This window comes from Alkalihalophilus lindianensis (assembly GCF_032843265.1).
GTDB classification, from domain to species: Bacteria; Bacillota; Bacilli; order Bacillales; family Bacillaceae_D; genus Alkalihalophilus; species Alkalihalophilus lindianensis.
In genome coordinates, this window is record NZ_JAWJBA010000097.1 from 1 (window position 1) to 371 (window position 371).

Consider the following 371-nt stretch of genomic DNA (forward strand, 5'->3'; position numbering starts at 1 on the left):
GATCGACTTCTTCTTGTTTATAACCACGTACACCCGTTTTAAAATCCTTTTCCAAAATATCCTTCGCTGTTAATTTCACTTTATCTGACAGCATTCCAATCACCTCAAGTTTTGCCCATCATTACCTATTATTTTTTCAAAAATATGTGGTTTTGTCAATTTTCATGTAGAAGTCTCTAAACCATTTTTTTGAAGAATGAATAAACTATGCCTCATAAGTCAGAATCTATTTGTTTCCATTGCTCTTCTTCAACAATCATTTGTAAATCATAAAAGGTAATGAATTGAATCAGATAGTCATGATTCCTTTGGTACTGTGCCGCCAATTCAGATAAATATTTGGGGCTTCCTTCCTTTTCTTGATCGTAAAG

At 32.9% G+C, this 371-nt stretch carries 2 protein-coding genes; both read right to left on the reverse strand.

The window, feature by feature from the left end; translation table 11 throughout:
• On the reverse strand, positions 1-94 hold a 94-nt coding region (locus RYX56_RS21460), incomplete at its 3' end, for a DivIVA domain-containing protein (RefSeq protein WP_317124005.1).
• A gap of 118 nt (positions 95-212) precedes the next feature.
• On the reverse strand, positions 213-371 hold a 159-nt coding region (locus tag RYX56_RS21465), incomplete at its 5' end, for an SLOG family protein (protein ID WP_317124006.1).